At 78.6% G+C, this 618-nt stretch carries 1 protein-coding gene; it reads right to left on the bottom strand.

Annotation, left to right across the window (positions count from 1 at the left end; all coding sequences use genetic code 11):
- The coding region (locus ACOV8S_RS31105) for a hypothetical protein (RefSeq protein WP_448321832.1) at positions 1–618 on the bottom strand (618 nt) is incomplete at both ends.

Here is a 618-nt window from a genome sequence, read left to right as displayed (position 1 = left end):
CGCCACCGCGGCGTGCGGGCCGAAGCACCGGGCCCCGCCTGCGATGTGTCCGTCACCAGCCGCCCCGGCAGCGCCCGTACCTCGGCCGCCGCGGCGGTCCGCCGCAGAAGCCTCCCGCGTGCGGGCGCGGCCCACAGGTGCGTCTGCCCGCCGCGCGGGGAGAGGACCACCGCCCCGATGCGGGGATCCCCCGCCGCCCACACCACCGCGGTCCCGGAGAGCTGATCCGCGCCTCGGCAGGTCAGCGGCCACAGTTCGCCGTACTCCGGGGCCTCGAGCAGCACGGCCGACGAGGCCGCGCTCTTCACCCGGACGATGCGGCGCGGACGCCATGGGTACCGCTCCAGCACCGTCCGGACCCGGTCGGTGTGCCGGAGGGAGACGGCGGCCGCCACCAGGAGGCAGACCCCCGTGATCACCGCGTAGCCCTCCGCCTCCGCGGCGGCGGCCCCGGCCCACACCCGCAGCGCGGCCGCGGCCAGGCAGGTCACCACCCCGGCGGTCAGGAACCACCGGCTCATGGACCGGTACCGCGCCAGTCCTTTCCCGGTCGCCGGCAGCAGCAGCGCCGCCCGCTCGTGCGCCGTGCCCGGCTCCCCCGCCCCCGCGGCCCCGTAC

This window comes from Streptomyces sp. CO7 (assembly GCF_053474865.1).
Note: the sequence above shows the minus strand (reverse complement) of the source record. Positions and strands in the feature narration are given on the sequence as shown.